Raw genomic sequence first — 23,659 nt, forward strand, 5'->3', positions numbered from 1 at the left:
AAAGTTTAAATAGTTTAAAAGTCTTTGAAGCAAAATTCCCTTTTGGGTTTTATTTAAACAACTTTAAAGCTTAAACTTTTAAACTATTTAATTATTTTTGCTTTATGCAAAATCTCAACTTTCCTAACTATAGTTTTCGTTTCAAAAATAGCGAAAATAAAGTGTCAATTTTTGATATAATCAGGAAAAAATTCATCATTCTTACGCCCGAGGAATGGGTTCGCCAACACGTAGTGCAGTTTTTATTAGAAGAAAAAAGATACCCCAAATCTTTGATTAATGTCGAGAAAGTTTTAATGGTGAATGGTTTGCGAAAACGCTATGATGTTGTTGTTTTTAATCCAGATGGGACTATTTTTGTTTTGATTGAATGTAAGGCTCCCGAAGTTAAAATTTCTCAGGCTGTTTTTGATCAAATTGCGCGATATAATATGACTCTGGATGCCGATTTTTTGATGGTGACTAACGGTTTAAATCATTATTTTTGCAAAATGGATTTCGAAAATGAAAAGTATGAGTTTTTGAGAGAACTTCCTGATTATCGAGAGAAAATAGAGTATAAAACTAAGAATTAAGATTGTAAAAAAGACTTTTATGAAATCTTGGTTTTATGATTTAAAATATCAATTATGTGGATTTTGTAAATAATAAACTTTGCAAGTTTCGCGGTTAAATAGTAAAATTTCTTGAAAAAAATAGCTGTAGTAATACTGAATTGGAATGGAGTAAAGCTTTTGGAGCAATTTTTACCTTCTGTTACCCAATTTTCACAAGAAGCGACTATATATGTTGCCGATAACGCTTCGACAGATGAATCAATACAATTTGTAAAAAATAATTATCCCGAAGTTAAAATTATTCAAAATAAAAGCAATAAAGGTTTTGCTGGCGGTTACAATGAGGCTTTGCAACAGGTAGATGAAGAAATTTATGCTTTGGTCAATTCAGATATTGAAGTGACCGAAAATTGGCTGAATCCCATAGTAAAGATTTTTGAGACTGAACCTGCAACGGCAATTATTCAGCCGAAGATATTGGATTTTAAAAAGAAAGAATATTTTGAATATGCCGGAGCGGCTGGTGGATTCATTGATAAGTTTGGGTATCCTTTTTGTCGCGGACGCATTTTTGACACTTTGGAAAAAGACAAAGGGCAATACGATGATAGAATAGAAATCTTTTGGGCCTCTGGAGCTTGTTTTTTTATTCGATCAGCTGTTTATAAGGAAATGAAAGGATTTGATGAAGATTTTTTTGCCCATCAGGAAGAGATTGATTTGTGTTGGAGAACAATTAATAAAGATTATAAAATAAAATATTGTCCAGAATCAATAGTTTATCATGTTGGAGGGGCTACTTTGCAACAGTCCAATCCTAAAAAAACGTTTCTTAATTTTAGAAATTCATTATTGATGTTAACGAAGAATTTGCCGCAAGATGTTCTTTTTCAGGTTCTTATTGTTAGGTTGCTGTTGGATGGTATTGCAGGAGTTAAATTTATTTTGGAAGGTCAATTTGCTCATTGTTCGGCAATTATACGTGCGCATTTTTCTTTTTATGGGTTGTTTTTTAGAAATTATAAAAAAAGAGAAAAAAAACAGACCAAATTATACTTTAAAACAAAAAGCGTCGTTTATGGGTATTATGTTGAAAATGGCACAGTTTTTGCTAACTATTTTTAACAATAATTTACATTTGAAAATTAATATTAAAAACTAACTTTGTAATTCACGTTTAATTAAAATTTGTACTATGAAAAAAATAATGGTTACGTTATCAGCTTTGGCTCTTTTGACATCTTGCGTGTCCAAAAAGGAATATGCTGCATTAGAAGCTAAAAACAAAGAAACACAAGATTTACTTAATACTTGTACTGTAAAACTGAACTCTTGTTTAGAAGAAAAAGCAGGTCTTACTGCTACTGTAGCAGGTTTGAAAGAAACAAATCAACATTTGATCAATACTTCAAAAGACATGACTGTTTTGACTACCAAAGGTGCTGAAAACATTGAGAAAGCTTTGGAGTCTATCAAAGAAAAAGATTTGAAAATCAGCAGAATGCAAGATGCTTTAACTAAGAAAGATAGTGTTACTCTTGCAGTTGTTACCAGCTTAAAATCAGTTGTTGGAATGGATGATCAAGACATCGAAATCAATGTTGATAAAGGTGTTGTTTTCATTTCTATCTCTGATAAAATGTTATTCAAAAGCGGTAGCTATGAAGTAAATGATAAAGCTAAAGGAGTTTTGACAAAAGTTGCGAAAGTAATCAATGATAAACCTGATTTTGAGTGCATGGTTGAAGGACACACTGATACAGATGTATTAAAAGGTAACTCTTGTTTAGTTGATAACTGGGATTTGAGTGTTAAACGTTCTACTGCTATCATCCGTATTTTGTCTAAGGACTTAGGAGTAAAACCAGAACAGTTAATTGCTGCTGGTAGAAGTTCATACGTTCCTTTGGTTCCAAATGATTCTGCTGAAAACAAAGCAAAAAACAGAAGAACTCGTATCTATGTAATGCCAAAAATTGATCAGTTCTACGATATGGTTGAAAAAGAAATGAAAAAACAACCAGGAGCTCAAAAATAAAATCATTTTTAGTTTTGAAAAACGTCTCGATTATCGGGACGTTTTTTTTACGCCTTATATCATCGTAAAATCGTAAAATAGTGACATAAAAAAAACAGAACCGAAGTTCTGTTAATTTGTTTTGTAAGTTTTAAATTTTAAATTATATCAAGGTCTCCCTTTCCTTCTCTTACTACTATTGGTTCATATCCTGATAAATCAATAATAGTAGATCCAACGTTGTCACCGTACCCACCATCAATGACGATATCTACTAGATTTTGCCATTTTTCAAAAATAAGTTCAGGGTCAGTGGTGTATTCAATTACTTCATCTTCGTCGCGAATAGAGGTTGAAACAATCGGATTTCCTAGTTGGCGCACAATTTCTAATGCAATGGAATTATCCGGAACACGGATTCCGACTGTTGTTTTCTTTTTAAATTCCTTTGGCAGATTATTATTTCCCGGAAGAATAAAAGTATAAGGTCCAGGTAAAGCTCTTTTTAGTATTTTAAAAGTAGAAGTATCTATTTGCTTTACATAATCAGATAAGTTGCTTAAATCGTGGCAAATAAAGGAAAAATTAGCTTTCTCTAATTTAACGCCTTTTATTTTGGCTATTTTTTCCAGGGCGCGGGAATTGGTGATATCACAACCCAATCCATAAACCGTATCAGTTGGATAAATAACCAAACCACCATCTTGAAGCACTTTTACCACTTTTGCGATTGCTGCTTCACTTGGTTTATCGGGGTATATTTTTACTAGCTGTGCCATTTTGTTGTTTATGGTTTATTGTTAATCGTTTGTCTCTCATGACAAGTTTTAACATATTACAAAAGTAGTAAATAGATTGCTAATTAAGATTTTTAAAGTATTTTTTTAAGCTAATGAAGATTCATAAATCGATTCTCCAATCTATTTTCTTTGTTCTGTACTTTTATTCTTTTTACCCGATGATTTCTAATTTTGCAAAACGCAATAATAACTTTTTCAAACCTCCTACTTCAAATTTGATTTCCGCTTTTTTGTCGGCACCAACACCTTCAAGGTTGATGACTTGCCCTTTTCCGAAGCGTTCGTGCATTACTACATTTCCGGCAACCAGTTTGTTATCAAATAAATTAGCATTTCCTGACGGAGGATTATTTCCAGATACTGGTTTTAATTTACGAATGTTTAAATCCGGTTTCGGTTCATTTTCTGTCACGTGTTTTGGAGGCATTCCGCTAACAGGTTTGGCTAATCGCAATTTGGATTTATCCACATCTCCAAAAATATCACTATCAATCATCGGTTTGTAGCGATAATTACTTTCCGCAGGTGTGAGGTATTCCAAGTATTGTCCGTCAATTTCTTCAATAAAACGTGAAGGTTCACTATCAGTTAGTTTTCCCCAACGGTAACGCGATTGCGCATAAGTTAAATATGCTTGGTGCTCGGCACGGGTTAGAGCTACGTAAAACAATCGGCGTTCTTCTTCCAATTCACTTCGTGTACTCATACTCATAGCACTTGGGAATAAATCTTCTTCCATACCAACTACAAATACATGCGGGAATTCAAGTCCTTTGGCCAAGTGAATCGTCATCAGAGCCACGCGGTCTTCATCGCTGGTGTCTTTGTCCAAATCGGTTGCAAGGGCGACATCTTCCAAAAATTCAGCTAATGAACCACGTGCTCCGTCAACTTCTTTTTGTCCCTCAGTGAAATCTTTAATCCCGCTCAGTAATTGTTCGATATTTTCAATTCGAGCCATACCTTCAGGAGTGGCGTCTTTCTTCAATTCCTGAATTAAACCGGTTTTTTTGGCTACGTGATCGGTAAGGTAAAAGGCATCCTGATTTTCGTTAATTACTTGAAAACTCTGAATCATCGTAACAAAATCAAGCAGTTTTTGTTTGGTCGGTGAATTCAGTTTTAAGTCAATTCGTTCAATGTTTTGCATTACTTCAAAAATCGAACGTTTGTAATGATTGGCTGCGATCGTTAGTTTTTCGATAGTGGTATTTCCAATTCCTCGTGCCGGATAATTAATTACACGAATCAAAGCTTCTTCGTCTTTTGGATTAACCACTAGTCGGAGGTAACACAACACATCTTTAACTTCTTTTCTTTGGTAAAAAGACAAACCCCCATAAATTCTATACGGAATATCTCTTTTTCGTAAAGCATCCTCTATGGCTCGCGATTGAGAGTTTGTTCTATATAAAATTGCAAATTCACCATTGTGCATTTGATGGTTCATTTTTTGTTGCCAAATGGTGCTAGCTACAAAACGGCCTTCTTCATTATCTGTAATACTTCTGTGGACTTTGATTTTAGGACCAAATTCATTGGCTGTCCAAACTACTTTGTCCAGTTTTACTTTGTTTTTGTCAATGATCGTATTGGCGGCTTCCACAATGTTTTTGGTTGAACGGTAGTTTTGCTCTAGCCTAAAAGTGTTTACTCCTTCATAATCTTTCTGGAAGTTCAAAATGTTATTGATATTTGCACCACGGAAAGCATAAATACTTTGCGCATCATCCCCTACTACACAAATATTCTGGAATTTATCAGACAAAGCACGAACAATCAAATATTGAGAGTGGTTCGTATCTTGGTACTCATCAACCAATAAATAGCGGAAACGGTTTTGATATTTTGCAAGAACTTCTGGAAAACGCGTTAATAATTCATTGGTTTTTAACAACAAATCATCAAAATCCATTGCGCCCGACTTGAAGCATCGATCTACATAGTTCTTATAAATTTCACCCATTCGGGGTTTTTTGCTGATAGCATCTGCTTCCTGCAATTCGGGGTCGTTGAAATACGCTTTTACGGTAATCAAACTGTTTTTAAAGTTGGAAATCCTGCTTAAAACTTGTTTAGGTTTATATACATCTTTGTCCAATTGCATTTCTTTGATAATCGCTGAAATGGCACGCAAAGAATCTTGGGAATCGTATATTGTAAAATTTGACGGATAACCTAAATGTTCTGCTTCGGAACGTAAAATTCGGGCAAAAATAGAGTGAAAAGTCCCCATCCATAGATTTTTGGCTTCGCTGGCACCAACAATGTCTGAGATACGTTTCTTCATTTCACGTGCCGCTTTATTGGTAAAGGTAAGCGACAAAATATTGAATGGATCCACACCTTGATGCATCAAATAAGCAATTCTGATGGTAAGCACACGAGTTTTACCAGATCCGGCACCAGCAATAATAATCATTGGTCCCTCCTTTTGCAATACTGGTGCACGTTGAGCTTCGTTAAGCTGATCGATATATTTTTGCATAGAAAAATTTCTGTTTGATGCAAAAATAAGAATTTTAGAATGAATATTATTCCTTATCAGCAATCAGATTGCAGAATTATAGACGTAGTTTTCAAGCATGAAATTTTTAGTATAAAATGGAGTTGTTTCAAAAACTAAAAATTTTAGTATTTGAATTTTATTTAATTTCTTTAGGTTTAATTCCTCGAAGCTCTGCTTCGTTTTTTTTTTGCCACAGATTCACAGATTAAAAAAGGATTTTTAAAAATCTATAAATCTGAGGTTACTATTTAGCTAATACCTCTGGGGCTTTGCCCGAGGTAGTTTATTAGGTTTTTCTTTGGTTTGTGTAATGATTATACAAGAGAGCAGCTTTCCTGATTTTGTTCAATGTTGCTTGAGCACACAAAATTTCGGTATTCGCTAGGTGTTTTTCCTGTTCTTTTTTTGAAGAAAATTGGAAAATAATCCGGGTTCTCAAATTGCAAACTATATGAAATCTCTTTTATGGGCAGATTAGTGCTGTATAATAAAAGTTTGGCTTCGTTTAGTTTTAATTCGAGCATGTATTTTGAAGGAGAAGTACCTGTCAATTCTTTGAAAGCTCTACGAAACCCTGAATAGCTAATTCCGAGATTTCGGGCAATTTCTTCTGCAGTTACATTTCTGTAGATATCTTCCCGCATCATCACTTTGGCTTTGTTGATTTTGTTGATGAGTTCTTCATCTTCAAAATCCCTTGTTTTATCACGGTAATACATTAAACCTAAAATATTCATCACAATACCACATAGAGCCTGCTGAAATCCAGCTCGCTCTTCTTGTGCGATTTCTATTGCTTTGTAATACAAATCGATGATTTCTTCATTCATTCCGATATGAAAAACAGGTGGTTTGTTTAAAAAGAAACCTTCTCGAACGATTCGTTCAATCATTTTTCCTTTAAAACCAATCCAATATTCATTCCAACCGGTGTTTTCCATAGGCTTATAAGTATGCCAAACACCCGGCATTAAGAAAAACATTTTTCCTTCGGTTATAAAATAGGATTCTTTTGAATTTCCATAAGTAAAAACTCCATTCCCGTTTGTGATATACAGTAATTGATATTCATTTAGAACTCTGCCTTTTCCAACATTGAAATAATATCCCAATGGATGTTTTTCGGGAGGATACTGTTGTTTTTCATTAATATTTTGATGACCGACAGTAGTAATCGTTAGTCCCCATAATTCATCTTCATGTGAAGTTATTGAATAATTAACGCTATTGTTTATGTTTTTGTAAGGCATTGAAATATGGATGAATTAGGATTTAATTGAATGAAAAATTTCATAACAAATTTAAAAAATAGGTATCCATCCAATTCTGATATAAATCATGTTTTAAAAAAAATCCCCAACTTCATTTTTCTGAAGTTGAGGATTTAATACCATTTGTTATTTCAAAAAGATTGAACTAATTGGATAATCCAAGAGGTACAAGTTTTATCTTTTTGAAGTTACATTCTTTTCATATTCCTGAATGTCGGCGATATAATCTTCGGCGGCAAGAATACCATTTTTGGCACAATAGTAGTCAAAAACTGCAGACCAAGGCAAAGATTTAGCTTCTTCTAATAATGCAAGACGCTCAAAATTCTGTCCATTTTCTTCGTAAGCACGTAATTGCTCTATTGGTTCCAATAACGCCTGTAAAAATGCTTTTTGTGTGGCGCGAACACCAATTACATAAGCTCCAATTCTGTTGATGGAACCGTCAAAGAAATCAAGCCCAACGTGGACACGTTCCAAAGCTTTGGCGCGAATTATTTCCTGGGCAATGGCTTGTAATTCATCGTTTAAAATGACTACGTGGTCACTGTCCCAACGAACGCCACGGCTAACATGAAGTAATACCTCCGGAGAAAACAATAATAGTGAGGAAATTTTATCAGATATTACTTCGGTTGGATGAAAATGTCCAGCGTCGAGAGTGATTAATTTATTATTGGCAATCCCATAGCCCATGTAAAATTCATGTGATCCAACTACAAAACTTTCGCTTCCAATACCAAATAATTTACATTCGATGCTGTCCAGCATGTAGTCATCATTTGTTTTGTATTCAAAAATTTTGTCTAATGAATCTTTTAGATTTTGACGATATTCTAATCGATCAACAGTTAGATCTTTAGATCCGTCTGGAATCCAAATGTTATGGATACATTTTGAGCCTAATTGACGGCCCATTTCTTCGGCGATTTTACGGCAACGGATCACGTGATCAATCCAAAACTGACGAACAGTAGGATCTCTATGTGATAATGTGAATCCGCTAGCTGATTTTTCGTGAGAGAAACAAGTAGCATTAAAGTCTAATTTATAACCTTTTTCTTTCGCCCAGTCAATCCAGCTTTGGAAATGTTTTACCTCAATTTGATTACGATCTACTACTTCTCCGCCAAAATCTCCATATAAAGCATGAATGTTCACACGATGTTCGCCTGGGATTAAAGACATTGCTTTGTCGATATCAGCACGAAGTTCTGCTATTGTTCTTGCTTTTCCAGGGTAATTACCTGTTACCTGAATTCCGCCTGTCAACTCATCATTACCGGTTTCAAATCCAGTTACATCATCAGCTTGCCAGCAGTGTAATGAGATGGATAATTTATCCATTTCAGCAATCGCTTTTTCGGCATCGATACCAAATTGAGCATATCGTGTTTTTGCATATTCAAATGCCTGATTTACTTGTTCTGTTTTCATTTTCTAAATTGGTTGTTTTTTGATCTATTCCCTTTTGGGGATAATTAAAATGCTTTTTTATAAAGTTCTAATATTTCTTGAACAGTAACGTCACGTGGATTTCCAGGGGTGCAAACATCTTCAAAAGCTGATTGGGCAAGTCTTTCCAAATCTTCTTCTTTTACATTTAGCAAGTTCAGTTTTTCCGGAATTCCCACTTCTATTGCAAGATTTTTTACTGCTTGAACTGCAGCTTGTGCGGCTTCAACCAAAGACAAATTGTTAACGTAAATTCCCATAGCTCGTGCAATTTCGGCGTATTTGCTAATTGATGATTTGGTGTTGTATTCCATTACAATTGGTAACAATAATGCGTTAGCAACCCCGTGCGGAATATCATAATAAGCTCCTAAAGGATGAGCCATTCCGTGTACTAAACCTAATCCCACATTAGAAAATCCCATTCCAGCAATATATTGAGCAACAGCCATTCCGTCGCGAGCCTCAACATTAGAAGGATTTTTGACTGCAGTTGGTAAATGTTTGGCGATCATCTCGATAGCTTTTAATTCAAACATATCCGACATTTCCCAAGCTCCTTTTGTAATATAACCCTCGATTGCGTGAGTCAATGCATCCATTCCGGTTGCAGCTGTTACGCTTGGTGGCAAGGTCAACATCAATTCGGCATCGACAATGGAAAGAATTGGTATAGCGTTTGGATCAACGCAAACCATTTTCTTTACACTTTTTTCGTCAGTAATCACATAGTTAATTGTGACTTCGGCAGCAGTTCCTGCGGTTGTAGGTAAAGCGATAATTGGGACACATTTGTTTTTGGTATCGGCTACTCCTTCAAGAGAAACTACATCGGCAAATTCTGGATTGTTCGAAATAATTGCTATGGCTTTGGCAGTATCAATAGGTGAACCGCCACCAATAGCAACTATCGCATTAGCTCCCGATGCACTAAAATCCAATACACCTTCTTTTACTTGAGCAACGGTTGGATTTTGTTTTACATTTGAAAAAATACTGTATTCAATTTTTCCCAAATCTAAAACAGAAGTAACTTTTTCTACTACTCCAAATTTTATTAAATCTTTGTCGGTAACGATAAAAATTTTCTTCAGGCCTCTTTTTTTAATTTCATCTGCAAGAACAGATCGAGATCCCGCGCCATAATAGGACATCTCGTTTAAAATAATTCGTTTAATGGTACTCATGATTTTTATATAAATTTTTTTAATATTTCTTATTTTTTCATCTGAGACCTAATACTTATGTTTCTGAAGCCTGTTTAGGTCTTAAATGATCGCAAAAAATCAAAAACTTGCTCTTTAGCCCCGACAGAAGCGAAAATCCTTTTGCCCTTGGGGTTCAAGGGCAAAAGATTGTAGCGGATGGCGGGATCCATGCCTTCCGAAAACGCCTATTCTTTCCGCTCCAAAAAAATAATCGGACTCTCTCTTATCTAATTATCGCACTAAAAGCCACTCTTAATTCGTCTATCTCGGCATCTCCCATTGGACACAAAGGACCAACAGAGGCTGCCATTACCAATGAATTGGCACTAAATTCGGCCACTTCCAAATAGTCAAATGTGTTCAATAATTTGTCTCCAGTAACTACAGCACAGTCATTTTCGATTAAGACAACACGGTTTTTATCAAACATTTTTGCCATGCCATCTATGTCATCGAATAAAGAACCGAAAGGAATTGAAGGTACATCCTGCAAGAAAATCCAGCTTTCAGGAATGGTGCGGACATCAAATTTGGTTCCGCTGATCGAATGCGCCATCAAATTTGGAGATTGCGTGGTGATGATCGAATTGATATGTGGATTTTCTTCGTAAATGCGTTGGTGCAATTTCACTTGATAACTTGGATTTTTATTGTCTTCGGTCATTCCGTTTTTAACCTGAATGATATTGTCGGCTGTAATGTTCCAACGAGAGACATTGTGAGGTGTAATCAAGAAATCATTTTTATTCCAACGGGCAGATACAGTTCCAAAAGTAGAAATCATCAATCCTTGTTCGCAGGCACGGTGAATGATATTTACCATGTCTCTTCGAATGGCAAGTTCGTCTGAAGGATAACCAGGATCTGAAAAACGATCTGCTTTTGAAGGAATTTGCGCTCTGTATTGTTGAATTTGTTCATCAGTCAAAGCGTTTATTTTCCCAAGTTTTCCGGCACTTATAAGGATACAACAGCACAACTCAAGCGTCTCAAATCGTTGATAAGCATCGAGCATATCTGATCCGCCTAACACAACTCCGTGGTTTTCCATAATTACCGCTTTGCTGTCGCTATTGATAAATTGATCTGCAATTTTTTTGCCTAAATCTTCACTACCCGGACAACCATAAGGTGCATAACCTATTTTACCACAAACAGAACGAAAATGAGGGGTAATATTCGTATTTGGAACTTGACGAGTGATACTAAAAGCGACTAATCCAGGAGGATGAGCATGAATAATTGCGTTTATATCAGGGCGTGCATCGAATATTGCTTTATGAAAAGGGAATTCTGATGAAGGTTTGTGCAGGCCTACTACAGTTCCGTCAGCTTTTACACAAACAATATCTTTTGGAGTCAAATCTCCTTTGTCAACTGCCGAAGGGGTTATCCATATATCCCCATTTTTATCTCTTATCGAAATGTTACCTCCGGATGTGGTAGTCATTCCTTTTTCATAAATCCTCCCGATTACCATGTTAATCTGTTCGACCGGATGCATCAATTTAATATCTAACTTTTTCATTTTGAATAATTTATTTGCTTATTTCTTTCTTTCGTTCTTAATTTTTTCTACACATGTTCTACATGATTTTCTTGACCTAATCGAGTAATTGTCAAGAATTTTTGATAGGCTTCATGCCAGGCAATTGGGTTCTCAGGCGTGAATTCGTCTAATTGTACGGAGTTGCAAATAATTTGACGCATTTCCTGTAAAGATTTTACACAACCGGCTGATTTTGCCTGAATCATTATATTTCCAATAGCGGTTGCTTCTGAAGGGCCTGCTAATACTGTAATTCCAGTAGCATTGGCAGTCCATTGATTTAGTAAAGGATTTTTTGACCCGCCACCTATTACATGTAGTTTTTCAATAGGGAAAGGCGCTAAATCTTTAAGCTTTTCTAATACGTAATTGTATTTCAGTGAAAGGCTTTCGAAAATACATCGAACAAATTCGGCATGGGTCGATGGCACTATTTGATTGGTTTGCCAACAATATTCTGCTATCGCTGTAGGCATGCAAGCAGGATTTGCAAATGATTCGTGGTCAGGATCAATAATGGATTGAAAAGCCGGAACTGCGGTGGTCATTTGGACTAATTTCTCGTAGGCATAAGTGATGCCTTCGTTTTTCCAATCTTTCAAGCATTGTTCCAATAACCACATGCCTGTAATGTTTTTCAAAAAACGTGTTGTACCTTCAATTCCTCCTTCATTGGTGAAGTTCAAAGCAAAAGTATTTTCGTTGATAATCGGGTCTTTTACTTCAATACCCATCAATGACCATGTGCCTGAGCTTAGATAAGCAAAATTTTCACTCATCGCCGGAACTGCTGCTACTGCTGCTCCCGTATCATGTCCAGCAACTGCAACCACATTGATTTTGCCTAATTCGCTTTCTGTAGCCAAATCATCTTTTAATTGGCCAATCAAATGCCCGGGCATAACAATTTCTCCAAGAATTGATGGTGAAACACCAGCTTTTTCAAGTAATTCTACTTCGAATTTTTTGGTTCGGGGATTTAAAATTTGTGAAGTTGATGCAATGGTATATTCTACTACTTTATTGCCGGTAAGCATATAAGCCAAAGCATCCGGGATGAATAGCATTTCTTTTGCACTTTTGAGTAAAGAATTATTTGCCTGGCTTAAAGCAAAAAGTTGATACAAACTATTAAAATTCATTACTTGAATTCCGGTTAGTTCATAAACTTTTTCGCGGGAAATTAATTGAAAATATTTTTCGGGCATACCCACCGTATGTGGGTCACGATAAGCATAAGGAGCTCCTAATATTGAGCCGTCTTCGGCAAGCAAAGCAAAATCAACGCCCCAAGTATCAATGCCAATTGAAGCTATCTCTACTCCTTCTCTTTTTGCTGCTGCAAGTCCTGCCTTCAGGTGTTCGAATAAGGAATAAATATTCCAATGAATGTGATTCCCGATTTGAAGTATTTGATTTGAAAAACGTGTTAGTTCTTTCATTTGGAGGCGACCTTGTTCAATTGTCCCCAAAATCGTGCGTCCGCTGGTTGCTCCAAGGTCAAATGCTAAAAAAGATTTATTTTTCATCTGATTTTATATGAATAAGAAAAAATTTGAAGTGATAATCCAATGTTGCTTTTTTAGCTCCATGATTAATTACTACAAACGTATTTTTTTAAAACAAAATCAAAGATGAATTTTTGATAATTAAACTTAATTTTTTGATCAAATTCTAATTTTTGACACCGTTATTTTGCCATATATTCAATTTGGAGTTGTCTGGTTTAGCAAATCAAAAATGCATTTTAGAAGAAAAACCAAGAGTTTTTAAGAGTTTCGATACTGTTTTGTGCTATTATAAATTGCAAATTGGTGCTTTAATAAAGTGTTTGAGAAAGCACTAATCAAAATATTATTAAATTACGATTGGATTATTCTTAAATATTAAAAACAAAAAAAACAGTACAATCATAACTAAGACAAATTTCATAAAAAGTAGCATTCGATCAGAAATTAAAATTAATTCTGATTCATCGTTATAATTGTGTTTGTGGCACCAAAAATTAGGTTTGTGATTATTGTGATATACTTTGACTTTTCCTTTAATTATTTTATGAAATGGTTTTCTGTCGCTTTTTTGCTCACCAATTGACTCAGTTTCTTTTTGATCTAAAAATTGTCTTTCCTGAAATTCATTTTTTTCTGAAAATTTTATTTTATTTTTCATGATTGCAGTTATTTTAAATTGATTTTGCGATAGCATTTAGACCTATGCGTACCCGTGCCAAAATATCTTAATCCATTTTTAATAGACAAGTTTGGTGCCAAATATTGCCTGTAATGGATTATAAAAGGACATTTAATTTAAAATTAACATCTGTTTTCTTTGAGAAGAAACTATTTGATTTTTTGCAAAATAAAATTATTTGAATATCATTTTGAGTAGTTGTTGAAAATCGTGTTTAATGAAAATACTCAAGATTTTTTGAGTGTTTGTTAGTGATAATTCGGGGAATTGATTCTCAACAACTGCAATAAAAACACTTTTTGAAAGGGTAAAAAGCTATGACATTTTATAATCATAGCTTTTTATTTTGATGAGCTATAGATATTATAAGCAAGAAAGAGTTTTACAATTTATGAAATGTAAATTTTTGACCACCAACAGAAGCTTCATACATAAGGCCTCCCTTTTGCATGGTAAACACCATGACACCGTCAGTGTATTTTGCATTTCCTGAAGCACCTGCTTTTGCCGCTACAGCCGAAACTTGTGCTGAAAACTCGAATTTGCTGTCTTTAAATCGATCCATCGCTGCTTTCGATTCAAAAAATATGACTTCACGATAGGCTTGTCCACCAGCTTGAAGACCAATACTCAATTGTGACAATTTTGCCATACCTATAAGTTGGCCTTTTTCATAAACAGCTCCATTTCCGGCTGCCCCTCCAACACCAACTCCTCCTTTACCAACATTTGGAAAGATTACATAGCCATAAGCATTGGTGAAAATAGATTTCATAAGTGGATCGGCTTTAATAAACTCTGCTTTTGAAGTGCTTGCGTCGGCAATAATTTTATTCTTTTTCGATTCAGACTGCCCGAAAATTGATGTTGCATTTAGAACACAAACCATCATTGTTAACAAAATGACATTTAATTTTTTCATAGCATATATATTAAATTGTTTGTAAATATTCTTTTATCAAAGTTAGTAAAAAGTTATTACAAGTATTAAAATATTACTGATTATCAAATATTTATAACTAATTTTTAACGTAGTAGCACATAAGAGCATCATCTGCATCCATTCATTTATGATGATGGTCTTTTATCGAATTTAAAAATGATTTTTTTCAATTAATAAGTATTATTTATTCGTAAATTAGCAATACAATTACTATGTTTCTAATTTTAACTAAATATCTATTGCCATGAAAAAATCAGATTTGTTTTATTTACTGATGTTTTGCATTGTTTTCGTAAGTTGCAAAAAAGAACCTAACCAAAATGAAGTTAAAACTGCCAAAGTACAGGAAGAAAAACCGATAAACACAGAGTGTTACAGAGCCTTGTATGAACAAGATACTCTTGATTTGAAAATTAATACACTGAAGGATGGTAAAATAACCGGAAATATGAGCATGAAGGTTTTTGAACACCCAGAAAAAGTTGGAAAAATAGAAGGAAGTTTTCATGGAGACACTTTATTTGTTGACTACACTTTTGCTATGGTAACGAATGATAAAGTGACATTCAAGAATCCAATGGCAATGCTAAAAAAAGGAAATGAACTCATATTGGGCAGCGGGAAAATAGAAACATATTTGGGACGCTCTTATTTTGCAAAAGGCACTCCGATTGACTTTGATAAGGTAAAATACAAATTCTCGAAAGTAGAATGTGAAAAAAAATAATTTATGAAAAGGGGAATTTGTTCCCCTTTTTCTTTGCAAAAAGAGTATTTTTGAGTCCAATTTTTACTTTTTATAAATCCTTAAAACCACGATAGATTTCGTTTTTAAAATTATACTTATGCTTAAAAAATCAACTTTTGCCATTGTTCTTCTTTTTATTTTAAATTCATGTGCCGTTCAACAAAAAAGCTTATCAATGGATGATTGGTATGCTTTTACAAAAACAAATATTGCAAGGCAGGAACCGTCAAAAGTTTATGACTTTACCGATGGAATGATTCGTATGTATGGAGAAAATGTTGGTTGTTTAATGACTAAAAAGAGTTATAAAAATTTTGAACTTTCTTTGGAATTCCGATGGAATATAGATGAGAAGTATAAAATAAACGGTACCAAAAATAGTGGTGTAATGTACAATATTCCTTTGGATGCATCAGATAAAGTTTGGCCAAAAGGAATTCAATTTCAAATAAAAGAAAATACAACCGGTGATTTTATTTTCTTGGATCAGGTAACGGCAAAAATAAACGGAAAACAGGTTGAAGCCGGTGCAAGTGTGGTTACCCCAAAATTTGTTGCAAACGAGAAACCTTATGGCGAATGGAATACGATTCTTATTCGATCATTGAACGGAAAAATTACTCAATATTTAAATGAAAAATTAGTAAACGAATGTACAGATGCTAGTTCTACTGAGGGTAAGATTTCATTGAATTATGAACATGCGCCAATTGATTTCAAGAATATTAAAATTAAGAATATTTCGAAGTAATAAGATTTAGGATAATAAAAAAGGAGGATTTGAGATCCTCTTTTTTTATACTTTATATTTTTCAAGTGTACAACTAAAAAGAAATATTAACTACTTGAAAAAAACATCATAGGCAAAACGAATCAATGTGCCCACGACGACAATCAAAAAGAAGATTCGGATGAATTTATTTCCTCGATTAATGGCAAGTTTGGCACCTACCCAACCTCCAATTGCATTACTGGCAGCCATCGGCAATGCGATAGCCCAAATGATTTTACCTTTGAGAAGAAACAGACAGATCGAACCAAAATTGGTTGCCAAATTGACCATTTTGGCATTGGCAGAAGCGTGAAGGAAATCAAATCCCATTATGGCGATAAAGGCAACAACTAGAAAGCTTCCTGTGCCCGGGCCTATGAATCCGTCGTAAAAACCCACTACAAAACTGATTCCGACAGCATTTAAAATTTGGGTTCTTACTGAAATATCCCGTACTTGATGTTGACCGAAATTTTTCTTTGCATAAGTGTAAATCGCTAATAAAGAAAGTACTATAAGCAATAAAGGCTTCATGAAATCATTGCTGACATACGTCAATAGCGTCGATCCTAAAAATGCAGCCGGAAAAGCCAATAGCATCATAATAATTAATATCCTTTTATTGAGAGTAACTCTTTTTAAATATTGATAAGCGGCAAAAGAAGTACCACTAAAAGCTGGAACTTTCAATGATCCTATGACTGTAGATACAGGGAGATTGGGTAATAATATGAGCCCAATAGGTGTTTGTATAAGTCCGCCGCCTCCTACTATTGCGTCGATAAATCCTGCAAAAAAGGCTGCTAAACAAAGTAATACGATAATGTAGGTCTCCATGTGTTTTGATTTCTAATTTTATAGCCCACGGTTGATACAGATATAACAAATTTTTAATCTATCTTAATTCGTTGTGTTTCTTTTGTTAGTGAGCAATTTAATCGCAAAAATACTATTCCACTTTATATTATTGCGAGAAATAGCCATTGATTTAGTACCAAAAACATTATTTTTGCTTTCTTAAAAATAAAAACAAAATGGATTTATCAAAAATACTTGAACTACTGAGTTATACTATTCCAGCTATTATCACGGGTGGTGTCGCTTATTATTTTTTTAATTTACATATCAAAAACGAGGATGGAAAACGTCGTTTTTTGTTAATGAGAGAAGGACAAAAAAACTCTATGCCTTTGCGTCTGCAGGCATACGAACGCATGACTTTGTTTTTGGAACGTATAGGTCTTTCTAATTTACTGATAAGAATCTCTCCGATTTCAACTGATAAAAATGATTACTGCAATTTTGTTATTTCGCATATCGAGCAGGAATTCGAGCATAATTTGGCACAACAAATCTATATGACCGATGAGTGTTGGACAATCATTGTCACATCCAAAAATGCTACCATTCAGATGATTCGCAAAGCAACCTTAAGCTCTGATGTAAATAACGCCGATCAATTAAGAGAAGCTTTATTGAGTGATTTATTAGAAAAACAAACGCCAAGCAGCGCAGCTTTGGCATATATTAAGAAAGAAGTTGCTGATTTTCTAAGATACTAAGCTTCTAAATAACTAATGTTGAGCCTCTAAGTTTCTAAGAAAATGAGTTAGAAACTTAGAGGCTCAGTAACTTAGGAATTCACTTATTATCACTCATAATTTCGCTCTTATTTTGAGCATATTTGAAGCCAAGATCCCACCATTTTTTCATTTTCTTTTGATTAAAAATGAGTGCGTTGTTGGTTAGTTTTGTCGGAGTGTAGTATAAATTGAGTTTTGTGTTTTTATTTTTTGCGGCGAGTTTTCCGTTCCACAAATCGCGTTTTCCTACCTGATCCATCGTAAATAAAAATAAATTAATTAGGAGGGAAAATGGATTTTTTCCTAGGATGGTCTTTTTTATTCTGATTTCGGTTTCAAGAATAATGACATCAATCTCTGTGGCTCCCCTGTTAATGGCTTCGGCAATGGGAACAAAGCACGAAAAGCCGCCATCGCCATATTCGCAAAAGTTTTTTTTGACCAAACTCATAAAAGGAATATAATTACTCGAAATCCAAATCCAATCGCAAAATTCCTCATATGTACAGTCTTTTATCGATTTGTATTCGGGTTGGTTTTTGGAAATATTCGTGACAGTGACGATCACATCAGTAGGCAATGACTTTAGGTATTCGAATTCAGATTCTGAAAAATTAGTTTTGATAAATTCTCTTAATTTTCGGCTTTCGCCAAAAGTTCTTCTGCCTCTTATAAATTGCCATATCACATTGAAATGGTTTATGGTTACGTATTCGGCTCTTCCTTTTCGTTTAATAATAAAAGGATTGATGTCGAATATCTGTTCCATATTGACATTGGTGTAGATGTTGTGAAGTTTGTTGATATTTCCCAATGCCAAGTGAGGAATCAGTAAACTTCCCGTTGAAGTTCCTATAAACAAGTCATAGTGTATCCTTTTGTTTTGCAACAAATATTGGGCGACACCTCCTGCAAATGCGCCTTTACTACCTCCGCCTGAAATGACTAATGCTCGCATGATTTTAGATTTTCGATTAGTGATTAACGATTTTTTGATTTACGGACATCTGAATTCTTAGATCGTTAATCAAAATTCTTAAATCTTTATTCCTTGAGTAATCTATTTAGTTGAAATTGTTCTCTTTCGTTTAAATTGGGTAATAAAGACTGAAAAGCTGTTCTAATTTCAGGTGTTTTTAATAAAATCCGAATATTATCTCTTCCAAATTTAGAAAATTGCCACATATGATGTGTTGTTGCATTGACTAAATTCTTTAAAACTGCTTCATTAATAACATTGAAATTAATCAAGTATTCTAATGCGTTTTGTCGGGTTGTGGCTTCGTAATTTGGAGAAGAATAGCTAATCAATTCGTCAAGACAAGTTTCTTTGTTAGCATTATAATCTGGTGTTGAAATTGCCAATGACAACCAAAGAATGCGAAGATTAAAATCATTGAATCCAATCCAATCTTTTGTTTTTTCTAAATAATCCACTCTTTTATCTTTAAAGTTATTCCATAAATAAAAGAGTGCCAACTCTTGTGTTTGATAGGATTTGTCGTCCAACAATGTTTCATATTCGGTTCTAAATTCTTCTGGAATTTTTTGTAGGGTACTGGCAACGGCTTGGCGAACCTGAATGTTTTTTGTGTTAAGCGCCAATTGCAATAATTGTTTTTTGTCTTCGAATTTTTCTTTCGTCAATTGCCCAATAATGGATTCTTTTACAGAAGAATATACATCAGATTGCAATGTTTTTTCGAAAAAAACATACTTCTCAGCCAATGGTTTGTTTCTGTATTTGTTAACTTCAAGCTGTATCTGCATTGATTTGTTTTTTGCTAATAAATCATTGGCTATATCACTGTTAAATGCGGATGATTCAAGCCAAATTTTACTGAAGTTTTCTAAATCATAATTGGATACTTTTTTAATTTCATCAAAGAAATTCGATGTTGTTACGTTTTTATAGGCGTATTTTTTGAGGTAACTTTTTACAGCTTTTTTGAACGCTTTCTCCCCTATTCCTTCTCTAAGAACATGCAGTGCCCAAGCTCCTTTTTGGTAAAAGCTCAACGAACTAGCCTTCGGATTTAGAACAGGAATTGTATCTGTTTTGGAAGCTTGTTTGAGTTGCATAGACGATTCGTATAATTTGGAGTAAAAATAATCTTCCCCATAAATTTCTTTTTCGGCCAACAAAGCATAATAGGTGGCAAAGCCTTCCTGCAACCAATGGTCTTTTCCGCTTTGTGCCGTTATCAAATCGCCAAACCATTGATGAGCCAACTCGTGGGCATTGACATTGGTATAATTTCTGTCTTCAAAACCAATGGAATCGACTATATAACGAGTCATGAATAGTGTTGTGCTGGTGTTTTCCATACCGGCATACAAAAACTCGGAAACAGGAACTTGCCGGTAGATTTTCCATGGGTACTTCACTCCTATTTCCTTTTCGAGATAGTCAAATATTTCTTTGGAGTAGCGATAAGTAGGTTCTAGTTTGGCAACATCTTTTGGATTCAGATACATTTCCAACGGAATTCCGGATTTGGATTTCTGAATATTTTTATCATATTTCCCGATGGAGAGTACCAATAAATAAGAGCTCATTGGTTTTTGCATTTGGTAAGACCAATGAGTTATATTTTTATCTGTTATTTTGTTTTTTAAAACACCGTTGGACAAAACCTGATATTTAGAATCGAACGCAATATCCATATTGAAAATCACTTTTTCGTTGACATCATCAAAACTCGGAAACCAATGACTGGTGTACTTTCCTTGCCCCTGTGTCCAAATTTCCATATTATCGGTTTCTTCAGAACCCACAAAATACATCGTTTGTTTGGGTTTGGCTTCGTATATAAACTGAACGGAATTTTTTCCTTTTTGGAACGGATAAATCAAAAGTAATTCTTTTCCATTGGTAGTAAATGGAATACTTTTATGGTTCAGTTCCAATGCTGAAAATGTCATATTCTGCGCATCAATTTTGACTGTGTCAATGGGTTTCAACACTTCAAAAGTATAAATAACAGTTCCCGAAATACTTTTATCGTCAGGATTAATGGAGATAGAACCATTTGCAGTTTTAAAATCAACCGATTTGGTTTGTTGTGCCAATGCAAATGCGGATAGAAAGAGGAGAAAGTATTTCATTGTAGTTGTGGATTTATGGAATCATTTTCCCAATTTTTCGGATTGTTTTTAATGTAGTAATATATTTTGTCGAAAGAATCGTAATTCTGAATTATATGATCGTGATAATTGGATTGCCAAATGGAATCCGATTCGATATTTCCCAGTGAATATTTTATCTGTTTGGTCGTTATTGATTTGAATACTGCAACAAATGATGAAATGGAATTTGGTCTTTTTATTAATAAATTCATTTTGGATCCATCCTTTTGTTGTGACGGATTATGTTGTGGGGTGTCATGTAGAGACGCACTGCAGTGCGTCTTTACATTGTGCATCCGTACCACATCGTTCGTTGATTTTATGTATGACAAATATGCATCATAGGAAACAAATGCCTTTACCAATTCAATATCGGTATCAATCGGCAGAATTCTTTTGGTAGAACAATTGAATTTTGGAAATTGGTTTTGTGATTGGGATTTTGATTGTAGAGACGCACTGCAGTGCGTCTCTACAGGGTGGTTTTCAACATTATGATTTTCAACATTCTCTGTTGTCGATACAATTTCAATCAGTAAATGGATATGATTAGGCATAATTACCCAATTATGAAACAGCCATCGATCCCTAATTTCGATTGATTTCAATAATTCATTTTTAATTATTTTGCCGTTATCGTTTAAAACCATTTTTTTGTTTACAATATCACCGAAAATACATTTTCGGTTTTGGGTAACCAATGTGATAAAATAAATCGCTTTGCTGGAATAATCCCAATTCTTCAATCTGTTTGATTCCGTTCTGTATTTATTTTTGAATAAAGGCATGTATAATTTGTTATATATTCAAAGTTACAAAGGTTTAACCAAAAATCGTATTAAATTTGTATTTGTACGTCATTGTAGAGACGCACTGCTGCGTCTCTACAGTGCGTCTCTGCCAATACCAATATGAATACAATTACAGCCCAAAATAATTTAAAAATCCAACCATTGAAAAAGAAAGCCCTATTTAATTGGAGTAGTGGAAAAGATTCTGCTCTGGCACTGCACAAGATTCTGCAAAATAACGAATACGAAATTAATTGTTTGTTGACTATTGTAAACCAACAGTTCCAACGTATTTCGATGCATGGTGTTCGAGTGGAATTATTGGAACAACAGGCAAAAAGCATCGGTTTACCGCTCGAAATCATGCAAATTCCCGAGATGCCTACAATGGAAGTCTATGAAGCGGTTATGCAGACCACACTATCCAAATTAAAGGAACAAGGCGTCACCCATTCTATTTTTGGGGACATTTTTCTAGAAGATTTACGCAAATACAGAGAAGATAAATTGGCTGAAATGAATTTTGAGGGCGTATTTCCGCTTTGGAAAATTCCGAGCCTTGATTTAATAAATGAATTCATAGCATTGGGATTCAAGACTATTGTGGTTTGTGTTAATGAACGGTTTTTGGATAAAAGTTTTGTAGGACGTGTCATCGATCAGGATTTTATCGATGATTTACCCGAAAATGTCGATGTATGCGGAGAAAACGGAGAATTTCATACCTTTACTTTTGATGGCCCTATTTTCTCCAAACCCATTTCATTTGAAGTTGGTGAAGTGGTTTATCGAAAATACGAAAAACCAAAAAATCAAGATTCGTCTGATACTGCCTGTGACACTTCAGCCTCGGATGCTTTTGACTTCGGATTTTGGTATTGCGATTTAGTCGAAAAATAAGCATTCTTGAAAACCTATTGACCTAAAAATTGTTATGGAAACCAAAAACCATAGTATCGAATTAGAAAAAGTTTTGCTTTTTTTGGACGAAATCGGAATTGAAATTATCGAAAAAGAATTGGATGAAACCACTTTTTTGCCCGGTTTAGCTTTGGGAGCCAACAGCATTTATGTTGATTACCAAAGACTATTGTATCCAGGTGACCTTTTGCACGAAGCAGGACATTTGGCCGTTACCACTGCATCCGAAAGAAAGCTTGTCGGAACCGAAGCGATGCCAAAAGAATGGCCTTCACAGGGTGACGAAATTGGAGCTATTTTATGGTCGTATGCCGCTATTTGCCATTTGGAATTGCCTTTGGAATTTGTATTTCATCCCAACGGATATAAAAACTGTTCGGATTGGTTTATTTCAAATTTCAGCTGTGGAAAATATATTGGGTTGCCTTTATTGGAATGGCAAGGTTTGACTTTGAGTGAAGACACTGCCGTAAAAGAAGGAAAAAAAGCATTTCCGGTAATGCAAAAATGGTTAAGAGATTAAGTTATGGAAGAATTAGTACGCACTATAAAATTCCCAGTCACTTTTGACACTGAACGTCTGAAAGCGGATGTGCAAAAAGTTGTAAAGCAGAATTGGACAGACCATTACAATACGAATGACTATTCGGGCAAATGGATCTCGATTGCCCTGATGTCAAAGAGCGGAAAATCAAATGACATATATGCTCTTCCAAAGAGCGAAAAGCCTATTACAAATACTGAAATTTTGGATTCCTGTGATTATTTCAAAACAGTTTTGGATGGATTCCAATTTGAAAAAACGGCGGTTCGACTATTGCAATTGTCCGTTGGTGCCGAAGTTAAGCCACACAGTGACCATTGCTTGGGTTATGAAGACGGATTTTTCAGACTGCATATTCCAATTATCACTAATAACGGAGTGGAATTCATTTTGGATGGCAACCGCGTTATAATGAACGAAGGCGAGTGTTGGTATATCGATGCCAATTTTATTCATTCGGTGGCCAATAGAGGGACTAATGACCGCATACATTTGGTCATTGACGGCATTCGAAATGAGTGGACAGACCGGCTCTTTTTTGCGGAAGCGAACCCCAATCAATTCATCAAACCCAAACCTGTTATGAGCGAAGAGCAAAAACAACTTATGATAGCCGAATTACAGCGTATGAATTCTGCCGTGGCCAATGATTTGATTAAAGAAATGGAATAG

22 protein-coding genes are annotated in these 23,659 nt (G+C 34.7%); 9 read left to right on the forward strand and 13 right to left on the reverse strand.

The features are described 5' to 3' along the window. Positions 1 to 104: 104 nt before the first annotated feature. The 3 genes from OZP12_RS11485 to OZP12_RS11495 all read left to right on the forward strand — a co-directional run bounded on the left by OZP12_RS11485 (position 105) and on the right by OZP12_RS11495 (position 2,595). The gene (locus tag OZP12_RS11485; RefSeq protein WP_281225130.1) at positions 105 to 575 is read left to right on the forward strand and encodes a type I restriction enzyme HsdR N-terminal domain-containing protein; all 471 of its coding nucleotides are present in this window, start codon (positions 105 to 107) and stop codon (positions 573 to 575) included. A gap of 111 nt (positions 576 to 686) precedes the next feature. Beyond that, positions 687 to 1,682, forward strand: a complete 996-nt coding sequence (locus tag OZP12_RS11490) for a glycosyltransferase family 2 protein (RefSeq protein WP_281225131.1) — start codon at positions 687 to 689, stop codon at positions 1,680 to 1,682. A 70-nt stretch (positions 1,683 to 1,752) separates the two neighbouring features. After that, positions 1,753 to 2,595 carry an OmpA/MotB family protein gene (locus OZP12_RS11495; RefSeq protein WP_281225132.1) on the forward strand — a complete coding sequence of 281 codons (843 nt, stop codon included), beginning with the start codon at positions 1,753 to 1,755 and terminating at the stop codon, positions 2,593 to 2,595. Positions 2,596 to 2,732: 137 nt separating this feature from the next. Here the strand turns inward: OZP12_RS11495 and OZP12_RS11500 are convergent, their stop codons facing one another. The 9 genes from OZP12_RS11500 to OZP12_RS11540 all read right to left on the reverse strand — a co-directional run bounded on the left by OZP12_RS11500 (position 2,733) and on the right by OZP12_RS11540 (position 14,478). Beyond that, positions 2,733 to 3,353, reverse strand: a complete 621-nt coding sequence (locus OZP12_RS11500) for an L-threonylcarbamoyladenylate synthase (protein ID WP_281225133.1) — start codon at positions 3,351 to 3,353, stop codon at positions 2,733 to 2,735. Between the two features lie 172 nt (positions 3,354 to 3,525). Then, a complete protein-coding gene (locus OZP12_RS11505; RefSeq protein ID WP_281225134.1) occupies positions 3,526 to 5,862 on the reverse strand; it encodes an ATP-dependent helicase in 2,337 nt (778 codons plus the stop codon). Positions 5,863 to 6,197: 335 nt separating this feature from the next. Further along, positions 6,198 to 7,133 (reverse strand): AraC family transcriptional regulator, encoded by a 936-nt coding sequence (locus OZP12_RS11510; RefSeq protein ID WP_281225135.1) that lies wholly within the window; start codon positions 7,131 to 7,133, stop codon positions 6,198 to 6,200. A gap of 195 nt (positions 7,134 to 7,328) precedes the next feature. Then, the gene (locus OZP12_RS11515; RefSeq protein ID WP_281225136.1) at positions 7,329 to 8,591 is read right to left on the reverse strand and encodes an L-rhamnose isomerase; all 1,263 of its coding nucleotides are present in this window, start codon (positions 8,589 to 8,591) and stop codon (positions 7,329 to 7,331) included. Positions 8,592 to 8,635: 44 nt separating this feature from the next. Next, positions 8,636 to 9,796 (reverse strand): lactaldehyde reductase, encoded by a 1,161-nt coding sequence (fucO, locus tag OZP12_RS11520; protein ID WP_281225138.1) that lies wholly within the window; start codon positions 9,794 to 9,796, stop codon positions 8,636 to 8,638. Between the two features lie 244 nt (positions 9,797 to 10,040). Then, complete coding sequence (locus OZP12_RS11525; protein WP_281225139.1) at positions 10,041 to 11,345, reverse strand: class II aldolase/adducin family protein; 1,305 nt, start codon at positions 11,343 to 11,345, stop codon at positions 10,041 to 10,043. Between the two features lie 47 nt (positions 11,346 to 11,392). Then, the gene (locus tag OZP12_RS11530) at positions 11,393 to 12,895 is read right to left on the reverse strand and encodes a rhamnulokinase (protein WP_281225141.1); all 1,503 of its coding nucleotides are present in this window, start codon (positions 12,893 to 12,895) and stop codon (positions 11,393 to 11,395) included. A 328-nt stretch (positions 12,896 to 13,223) separates the two neighbouring features. Beyond that, positions 13,224 to 13,535: a hypothetical protein gene (locus tag OZP12_RS11535; RefSeq protein WP_281225142.1), complete on the reverse strand. Its 312-nt coding sequence runs from the start codon at positions 13,533 to 13,535 to the stop codon at positions 13,224 to 13,226. A gap of 403 nt (positions 13,536 to 13,938) precedes the next feature. Beyond that, positions 13,939 to 14,478 (reverse strand): lipid-binding SYLF domain-containing protein, encoded by a 540-nt coding sequence (locus OZP12_RS11540; RefSeq protein WP_281225143.1) that lies wholly within the window; start codon positions 14,476 to 14,478, stop codon positions 13,939 to 13,941. A 265-nt stretch (positions 14,479 to 14,743) separates the two neighbouring features. On the opposite strand from OZP12_RS11540, the gene OZP12_RS11545 reads away from it, so the two are divergent. Next, complete coding sequence (locus OZP12_RS11545; protein ID WP_281225144.1) at positions 14,744 to 15,226, forward strand: hypothetical protein; 483 nt, start codon at positions 14,744 to 14,746, stop codon at positions 15,224 to 15,226. A gap of 118 nt (positions 15,227 to 15,344) precedes the next feature. Continuing rightward, a complete protein-coding gene (locus tag OZP12_RS11550; RefSeq protein ID WP_281225145.1) occupies positions 15,345 to 15,998 on the forward strand; it encodes a 3-keto-disaccharide hydrolase in 654 nt (217 codons plus the stop codon). A 90-nt stretch (positions 15,999 to 16,088) separates the two neighbouring features. On the opposite strand, the gene OZP12_RS11555 is transcribed toward OZP12_RS11550, so the two are convergent. Continuing rightward, positions 16,089 to 16,856 carry a sulfite exporter TauE/SafE family protein gene (locus OZP12_RS11555; protein ID WP_281225146.1) on the reverse strand — a complete coding sequence of 256 codons (768 nt, stop codon included), beginning with the start codon at positions 16,854 to 16,856 and terminating at the stop codon, positions 16,089 to 16,091. A gap of 197 nt (positions 16,857 to 17,053) precedes the next feature. On the opposite strand from OZP12_RS11555, the gene OZP12_RS11560 reads away from it, so the two are divergent. Further along, positions 17,054 to 17,581 carry a DUF7935 family protein gene (locus OZP12_RS11560; RefSeq protein WP_281225147.1) on the forward strand — a complete coding sequence of 176 codons (528 nt, stop codon included), beginning with the start codon at positions 17,054 to 17,056 and terminating at the stop codon, positions 17,579 to 17,581. Positions 17,582 to 17,660: 79 nt separating this feature from the next. Here OZP12_RS11560 and OZP12_RS11565 read toward each other — a convergent pair whose 3' ends face one another. The 3 genes from OZP12_RS11565 to OZP12_RS11575 form a co-directional block, all read right to left on the reverse strand. Further along, positions 17,661 to 18,560 (reverse strand): patatin-like phospholipase family protein, encoded by a 900-nt coding sequence (locus OZP12_RS11565; protein WP_281225148.1) that lies wholly within the window; start codon positions 18,558 to 18,560, stop codon positions 17,661 to 17,663. Between the two features lie 86 nt (positions 18,561 to 18,646). After that, positions 18,647 to 20,710 (reverse strand): M1 family metallopeptidase, encoded by a 2,064-nt coding sequence (locus OZP12_RS11570; protein ID WP_281225149.1) that lies wholly within the window; start codon positions 20,708 to 20,710, stop codon positions 18,647 to 18,649. Further along, on the reverse strand, positions 20,707 to 21,519 hold the full coding sequence (locus OZP12_RS11575; RefSeq protein WP_281225150.1) for a transposase: 813 nt from the start codon (positions 21,517 to 21,519) through the stop codon (positions 20,707 to 20,709). Before OZP12_RS11575 ends, OZP12_RS11570 begins: the two co-directional genes overlap by 4 nt. Before the next feature lie 123 nt (positions 21,520 to 21,642). Between OZP12_RS11575 and OZP12_RS11580 the strand changes: the two genes are divergently transcribed. Genes OZP12_RS11580 through OZP12_RS11590 form a run of 3 tightly spaced genes read left to right on the forward strand, consistent with a single transcriptional unit; the run spans position 21,643 to position 23,659 of the window. Then, the gene (locus OZP12_RS11580) at positions 21,643 to 22,422 is read left to right on the forward strand and encodes a Dph6-related ATP pyrophosphatase (protein ID WP_281225151.1); all 780 of its coding nucleotides are present in this window, start codon (positions 21,643 to 21,645) and stop codon (positions 22,420 to 22,422) included. Positions 22,423 to 22,456: 34 nt separating this feature from the next. Further along, positions 22,457 to 22,966, forward strand: a complete 510-nt coding sequence (locus OZP12_RS11585; RefSeq protein ID WP_281225152.1) for a hypothetical protein — start codon at positions 22,457 to 22,459, stop codon at positions 22,964 to 22,966. A gap of 3 nt (positions 22,967 to 22,969) precedes the next feature. Further along, positions 22,970 to 23,659 (forward strand): aspartyl/asparaginyl beta-hydroxylase domain-containing protein, encoded by a 690-nt coding sequence (locus OZP12_RS11590; RefSeq protein WP_281225153.1) that lies wholly within the window; start codon positions 22,970 to 22,972, stop codon positions 23,657 to 23,659.

It is taken from the genome of Flavobacterium aquiphilum (assembly GCF_027111335.1).
GTDB lineage: Bacteria > Bacteroidota > Bacteroidia > Flavobacteriales > Flavobacteriaceae > Flavobacterium > Flavobacterium aquiphilum.

Excerpts from the sequence above, each read along its gene's own strand:
- OZP12_RS11485 (WP_281225130.1), top strand. The coding sequence starts at position 105 with ATGCAAAATCTCAACTTTCCTAACTATAGTTTTCGTTTCAAAAATAGC.
- OZP12_RS11495 (WP_281225132.1), top strand. The coding sequence starts at position 1,753 with ATGAAAAAAATAATGGTTACGTTATCAGCTTTGGCTCTTTTGACATCT.
- OZP12_RS11500 (WP_281225133.1), bottom strand. The coding sequence starts at position 3,353 with ATGGCACAGCTAGTAAAAATATACCCCGATAAACCAAGTGAAGCAGCA.
- OZP12_RS11505 (WP_281225134.1), bottom strand. The coding sequence starts at position 5,862 with ATGCAAAAATATATCGATCAGCTTAACGAAGCTCAACGTGCACCAGTA.
- OZP12_RS11510 (WP_281225135.1), bottom strand. The coding sequence starts at position 7,133 with ATGCCTTACAAAAACATAAACAATAGCGTTAATTATTCAATAACTTCA.
- OZP12_RS11515 (WP_281225136.1), bottom strand. The coding sequence starts at position 8,591 with ATGAAAACAGAACAAGTAAATCAGGCATTTGAATATGCAAAAACACGA.
- fucO (WP_281225138.1), bottom strand. The coding sequence starts at position 9,796 with ATGAGTACCATTAAACGAATTATTTTAAACGAGATGTCCTATTATGGC.
- OZP12_RS11525 (WP_281225139.1), bottom strand. The coding sequence starts at position 11,345 with ATGAAAAAGTTAGATATTAAATTGATGCATCCGGTCGAACAGATTAAC.
- OZP12_RS11530 (WP_281225141.1), bottom strand. The coding sequence starts at position 12,895 with ATGAAAAATAAATCTTTTTTAGCATTTGACCTTGGAGCAACCAGCGGA.
- OZP12_RS11535 (WP_281225142.1), bottom strand. The coding sequence starts at position 13,535 with ATGAAAAATAAAATAAAATTTTCAGAAAAAAATGAATTTCAGGAAAGA.
- OZP12_RS11540 (WP_281225143.1), bottom strand. The coding sequence starts at position 14,478 with ATGAAAAAATTAAATGTCATTTTGTTAACAATGATGGTTTGTGTTCTA.
- OZP12_RS11545 (WP_281225144.1), top strand. The coding sequence starts at position 14,744 with ATGAAAAAATCAGATTTGTTTTATTTACTGATGTTTTGCATTGTTTTC.
- OZP12_RS11550 (WP_281225145.1), top strand. The coding sequence starts at position 15,345 with ATGCTTAAAAAATCAACTTTTGCCATTGTTCTTCTTTTTATTTTAAAT.
- OZP12_RS11555 (WP_281225146.1), bottom strand. The coding sequence starts at position 16,856 with ATGGAGACCTACATTATCGTATTACTTTGTTTAGCAGCCTTTTTTGCA.
- OZP12_RS11560 (WP_281225147.1), top strand. The coding sequence starts at position 17,054 with ATGGATTTATCAAAAATACTTGAACTACTGAGTTATACTATTCCAGCT.
- OZP12_RS11565 (WP_281225148.1), bottom strand. The coding sequence starts at position 18,560 with ATGCGAGCATTAGTCATTTCAGGCGGAGGTAGTAAAGGCGCATTTGCA.
- OZP12_RS11570 (WP_281225149.1), bottom strand. The coding sequence starts at position 20,710 with ATGAAATACTTTCTCCTCTTTCTATCCGCATTTGCATTGGCACAACAA.
- OZP12_RS11575 (WP_281225150.1), bottom strand. The coding sequence starts at position 21,519 with ATGCCTTTATTCAAAAATAAATACAGAACGGAATCAAACAGATTGAAG.
- OZP12_RS11580 (WP_281225151.1), top strand. The coding sequence starts at position 21,643 with ATGAATACAATTACAGCCCAAAATAATTTAAAAATCCAACCATTGAAA.
- OZP12_RS11585 (WP_281225152.1), top strand. The coding sequence starts at position 22,457 with ATGGAAACCAAAAACCATAGTATCGAATTAGAAAAAGTTTTGCTTTTT.
- OZP12_RS11590 (WP_281225153.1), top strand. The coding sequence starts at position 22,970 with ATGGAAGAATTAGTACGCACTATAAAATTCCCAGTCACTTTTGACACT.